This window comes from Accumulibacter sp. (assembly GCF_031732815.1).
Lineage (GTDB): Bacteria > Pseudomonadota > Gammaproteobacteria > Burkholderiales > Rhodocyclaceae > Accumulibacter.
Window position 1 is genome coordinate 1 of the sequence record NZ_JAVMKF010000108.1, and the last position, 5,618, is coordinate 5,618.

The following is a 5,618-nucleotide window of genomic DNA, read 5'->3' on the forward strand; positions in this document are numbered from 1 at the left end:
TACGCCGAGATCAGCCAGCCCGCCGCGCGCTTCCTGGCCCGGCAGGGCGACCCCGCCACTCTCACGCAACGGCTGGGCGTGGTGAAGGATCAACAGGTTCGGCAGCGGCTGCGGCGTGGTTTGATCCGCCGCCAGACCTTCTCCGGCGATGCGCTGCGCGATCTGTTGCAAAGCGACGCAGCGACGACCCGGGCCGAAGCCGCCTGGATCGCCGGCAACAGCGGCGACCGGGATTTGGCGGGAGCCGTGCAAGCCGCGCTGGAGCGGGCGGCCAACGGTTGGCGGCAGGCCGACGAGCGGCATTCGTGGGAACAGGCCGGCGCGGAAGCGCAAGCCTGGCGGGCCAGTCTGTGGGCCGCCCGTCAACTGCAACTGGCCGTCGCGCCAGCAGCGCGGGCCGCGCTCGCCGATCCCCGCCATCCGGTCACGGTGCGGCGCGAGGCGATTCGCTGTCTGGCCGAGTGCGGTGATGCCAAGGACAGCAACGCCCTGTTGCAAGCCCTGGGCGATGTCGATGCCGGCGTGCGTGCGGCGGCCAGCGCCGCTCTGGCCCGGCTTGGCGGTGAACCCGTGCTCCAGCATTTGGAGCGGTCCAAGAGCGCCGACGGAGCGGCCTTGCGCCCGGTTCTGCGGGCGGTTCTGTCCAAAGCGGATGGCCGTTTGCTGAACAACGCCGAACAGCGGCAAACCGCATTGCCGGTTTATCTGGAGCAGCGGGAAGTCGCGGCGCTAGTCCGTCGCGCTACGATGACCGACGGAGAGGCGGTGGCGCGGTCGAGCGCGATTGCGGCTTTGGGTCGGCTGGGCGGCGAAGCGGCGCAAACCGCGTTGCAGGGCATCCTGGCCAACAAGAGCGAGGACGGGGCGATTCGAGCCATTGCGTTCAAGAGCTTGCGGCGGCTGGAACGGCGAGCGGTGAATCGGGTTGCTTCTGGTGGATAGGTGGATTAGCCAATTTCCGGTAGTCAATAAGGAGCGTAGGAGATCGTCTACCGCTTGAGGTAACCGGATGCCGGAGTGCGAAGCGCGGAGGGAATCGGCAAGTGTGGCTTGCGGGCGGTCTGGTTGGCCGAGATGTTGGGTTACATGTGTATGCTCATGGGCGCGCTAGCCATGCTCTGACGATGGTAGCGACTGCAGCACCACCGGAAAACGCGTCTGGAAAACGAACCCACTCGCCAGTGGAGGCATGTAACACAAGAGGAACGTCTTTCTCGCCAATTAGCTTGGTGGACTCTCATGCAACCGAACATGCTAATTCAGCGGCAGGTCACGCAGCGGACCGCCGCTGCAATAGGTTGTTAAGCGCCACTCCATTATTACCATGCTTTCATCTTGAATAGTCGACCGTGCTCGCCCTCATCGTGCAACGTCACAACAACTTCGTCCGCAGAAAACACTGGCTCATCCGCATCGGCCCGCGTCGGCAAGTCAGAATCGATCAGTGTGATGATCGGCTGTAGCCCTAGCTCGGCGTACCGACGAATGACCGACAACAAGTTTTCCTTCTTGCGATCATCTAGGGACTCGAACACGCCATCGTGATAGGCAAAACGAGGAAATTTGTCGTCCAAGTGCGCGCGAAGCACGGCCATGTCAAAGGCGATGCAGAGCAACTTACGATAGGTGTGACCGAAGTGAGCGCTGGTCGCATTGCCCGATTCGTCGAGGATTTCGGCTTTGAACTCCAGATGACCAGCCTGGTTCGGCGACACGCTCAGCAACGCCTTGCGGTCGATCACCTCTTCGACGATCTCGCTGAAGAACAGGCGGATCGCCGAGAATAGACTGCCCTGATCCGAGTTCTGCTTCTCCACATCCCCCTCGATTTCGGTCTGCAAATGACCGCGCTCTTCGGTCAACGCCCGGATTTCGGTTCGCAGATCCTGCAGGCGATGCAGGAAGCCGCGCTGACGTTCCAGCGAAGTGATGTCAGCGCGCAGCGTCACCATCTCGTCCGAAACTTGCTTGTACTTGCCGAAGATGTCGGTACCGCTCAGGAATGACAGCATGTCCGAACGCTTCTTGCCTAGCGCATTCAGTTCGGCATTGATGCGCTTGAGTTCGGCTTCGACCTCCGCGCGTTCTTCCTGCAGATAACCACGGCGCTCGTCCGTAATCGCCCGATTGAATGCGATCAACTGCTGGAAGTCCTTCTTGATCTGCCCCCTGAAGAAGACACCCGCCTCCTCGAATAAACGCTGTGCCTCGTCGGGATTGAAGAGGATCTGGTCCTCCTCCAGCGAGGCAAGGATCTTTTTCCTATTCTGATTGAGCGAATAGCGCTCGGCATTGAGGGCCGCAATACGTTCGTCAATGTCATCGACCAACTGCTTGGTGCGGTCTTTGTCCTGCGCTCGGAAGTCAAAGGCATCAAGTAGCATCTGCTTTTTTTCGGCCTCCTTCTGCTTGAGCAACAGGATGCCTTCAATTTTGCTGATGTCCTCAATGGATCCACCCAGCTCGTTCTTGATGGTTTGTGCGGTGGACTGCCTTTCTGCAAGTTGCTCTTCCTTCTCGTAGTGATGAGCCACCAGTTGTGCGTCAAAGCCGAGGACATGGGCGAGAAAGGGTTTCCAGTCCGAATGCGCGGCCGCGAACTTGCGCAGATGAAACACGTCGCGGAAATCGTCTTGGGAACGCAGCAAATAGCCCAAGCCTTTGCGAAACGCCCATGGCTTAAGCGCACGCCAGTCGAGCAATCCGTCCAGCAGATCGCGCGCTCGGTCGAATGGCATGTCTTGATGATCCCACTCTCCCGACGGCAACATCGACAAGTCTTGATGCCCTGCCTCGTGGCGCTTGAAGCTGATCTTCGTGGTTTCCTCGACGCCGCGCCGAATCGTCACGAATGAAGCATCTTCTAGCTCGATCTCAAGGTAAAAGATGAACGCTTGAAACAGATCTAGGTGCTTAAAGAGAAAGAATCTAGGATCGCGCTTGGCCAGGAAACAGAAGTCGAGCAGCCGCCCGAGCGTGGTCTTGCCTAGGTTGTGGGTATCCTTGTTGCGGTTTTCCGGCAGACGGATTTCAGCCATGACGACGTTCAGGCCCTGGACGAACTCCACGGGTTCGAACACCTCCGGCTTATTGGAATAGAGTCTAGACAGCTTCATTGGGCCCCACGTACTCCACAGCGTCGGTCTTGGGGCGATATTCGATCAAGCCCATGAGATACAGGAAATTCAGTGCTGGCAGGAAAAGCACGTCGCCGCCGACCACGCTTTTCTTGGCGAACTTGCGCAGCACATCGTACTCATCGACCCGGCGAATCTTCAGGCGCGTCAGCAGCAACAGCGCCACGCTGATAACTGTGCGATCAGGGTGAGAGTGTTTGGTCGGACGAAGCATCGCCCACCTCCCCGATATCACAGTTCCAATACATGTAAAACAGCACGGCGCGGGTCAGGCGCTTGTGGGCGTGCTGCCGCAAAACCGGATCGCGATTGAACAGCAGGTCCACGAGGTACTCCATCACCTTGTCGAAGGTTTGATAGTCCTTGCGTTTGGCGATGATCTTGAGCTGGAACTCATCGACCACCGACTCGTACATGCGCATCAATTCAAGGTTTTCAGGCGCCGCCAGAAAGGATCGAATCTGCGCGGTCTCCTTCAGGTACTTTCGCCGCTGTGCCTTGGCGTAGTCGGCGCTCATGTTGTTGAGCGCATTCTTCTGCTCGTAGGCCACGCGAGGCGTCGGTGGATCGTCGAACAGAGCCAACACGCCGTCTCTCTGCCGGGCCAGCGCTTGCACTACTTCGGCCAGATCGTCGGGGCTGACAATCAGCGGCGAATCGACCGGATCAAGGTCTGCTTCCTTCGCCACGTCCGGAAAGCGCTTCAGCCAGATCTCCAGTTGCTCCAAACCACACAGGTAGATCGACGAAGCCGGAATGCCGCATTCCGACGCTATGTGGGCGCGTATTTCCGTTTCGGCGTTGCCTGCTAGGCGTCGGTTGGCGAACAGCATGTAGTGATCAAGCTGCTTGGCGTCGCGCAGCTTCTTGATACGTGGAATCTCCTTGCCCAGCACGGTGTTGACAGCGGACGTGCTGAAAAAGTCGGACTCGGAGAAATTACGGTTAAAGCCCTTGGTATGTTTGGCCTGGATGATGGTGGTTCCGGCCCAAGGCGCTGCCGTGCTCGGATGAAGTTCGGCTGTGCCCACGAACTTGGCATCGCGCCCGCCGTCGGGCCCTTTCGCAAAGCCTTGTACAGCGACCCCAAGCAAACGCTGGCACAAAAGTACGATCAATCGCTCGAACTGCTCGTCACTGAGATCCTCGTATGCGAACTTCATTCGATCCCCACGTTCCCGTCTTCTGGGTTGCGATTTACAGGTGCTTAACGGGGCGGCGGATAAACCACGCGGGGCGGGAATACCTTAGATTTTTCCGCCCGGAGTCGGCTTGATCCGCTGGCGAAGCTTCATGGCACACCTCTCGGGTAATTATACGTAAATTTTACGGCGGGTTGTGGTCGGCATCGCACGAGATAATGATGAGGCGTGCAGACCAACGCGCCGCCAAACGAAAAAGGGCCGCCTGATTGGGCGGCCCTTATTGCCCGAAGGCATCGGCGCTCGAATCGAGCCGACTGTCAGCGGCGTTCGAGCGCCTTATGCCACCGGCATCACAGGTCAAACCGGTCGAGGTTCATCACCTTCGTCCAAGCCGCCACAAAGTCCTGCACAAATTTCTCGCGGGCATCGTTGGCCGCATAAAATTCCGCGACCGCGCGCAGCTCGGAGTTTGAACCAAACACCAGATCGACGGGGGTTGCCGTCCACTTGACGTTGCCCGTCTTGCGGTCGCGACCTTCGTAAAGGCCCTCGGTCTTGGCCGACTTGGACCACTGCGTCGACATGTCGAGCAGATTCACGAAGAAGTCGTTGCTCAGCGTGCCGGGCCGGTCGGTGAACACGCCATGCGCGGACTGGCCCGTGTTCGCGTTCAAGGCGCGCATCCCGCCCACCAGAACGGTCATTTCGGGAACGGTGAGATTCAGCAGACTGGCCCGATCCACCAGCATTTCCGCCGGTGAGCGGGGGTTGTTGGCGCCGAAGTAGTTGCGGAAACCGTCGGCGGTCGGTTCGAGCACGGCAAACGAAGCCACATCGGTCTGTTCCTGCGACGCATCCGCGCGCCCTGGCACGAAGGGAACCTTAACGTCGTACCCGCCCTGCTTCGCGGCCTGCTCGACGGCCGCTGCTCCGCCCAACACGATCACGTCGGCGAGCGACACTTTCTTCCCGCCGGACTGCGCACCATTAAAGTTCCGTTGAATGTCTTCCAAGCTCTTCAGCACCTTGGCCAGCTCTGCCGGATTGTTCGCCGCCCAATCCTTTTGCGGCGCGAGGCGGACGCGCGCCCCGTTCGCGCCGCCGCGCAGGTCGGAGCCCCGGAAGGAAGCGGCCGACGCCCAGGCGGTTCTCACCAGTTCGGAAGTGGTCAAGCCGGAAGCGAGAATCTTGGCCTTGAGCGCCGCGATGTCGTTCGCATCGATCAAGGCGTGATCGACTGCGGGCACCGGATCTTGCCAAATCAACACGTCCTTGGGAGCTTCGGCGCCGAGGTAGCGCGCCCGTGGACCCAAATCGCGATGCGTCAGCTTGAACC

5 protein-coding genes are annotated in these 5,618 nt (G+C 59.7%); 1 reads left to right on the forward strand and 4 read right to left on the reverse strand.

Going from position 1 to position 5,618, the window contains the following annotated elements:
* A partial coding sequence (locus tag RKP46_RS08255; RefSeq protein ID WP_311106202.1) for a HEAT repeat domain-containing protein occupies positions 1 to 942 on the forward strand: 942 nt, incomplete at its 5' end.
* A 377-nt stretch (positions 943 to 1,319) separates the two neighbouring features.
* Here RKP46_RS08255 and RKP46_RS08260 read toward each other — a convergent pair.
* The 4 genes from RKP46_RS08260 to RKP46_RS08275 all read right to left on the reverse strand — a co-directional run.
* Positions 1,320 to 3,116: a DUF2326 domain-containing protein gene (locus tag RKP46_RS08260; protein WP_311106203.1), complete on the reverse strand. Its 1,797-nt coding sequence runs from the start codon at positions 3,114 to 3,116 to the stop codon at positions 1,320 to 1,322.
* The gene (locus RKP46_RS08265) at positions 3,103 to 3,351 is read right to left on the reverse strand and encodes an ABC-three component system middle component 8 (protein WP_311106204.1); all 249 of its coding nucleotides are present in this window, start codon (positions 3,349 to 3,351) and stop codon (positions 3,103 to 3,105) included. Before RKP46_RS08265 ends, RKP46_RS08260 begins: the two co-directional genes overlap by 14 nt.
* Complete coding sequence (locus tag RKP46_RS08270) at positions 3,320 to 4,300, reverse strand: ABC-three component system protein (RefSeq protein ID WP_311106205.1); 981 nt, start codon at positions 4,298 to 4,300, stop codon at positions 3,320 to 3,322. The genes RKP46_RS08265 and RKP46_RS08270 overlap by 32 nt, the downstream gene beginning before the upstream one ends.
* A gap of 332 nt (positions 4,301 to 4,632) precedes the next feature.
* Positions 4,633 to 5,618, reverse strand: a 986-nt coding sequence (locus tag RKP46_RS08275; protein WP_311106206.1) for a peroxidase family protein, incomplete at its 5' end; no start/stop codon positions are given.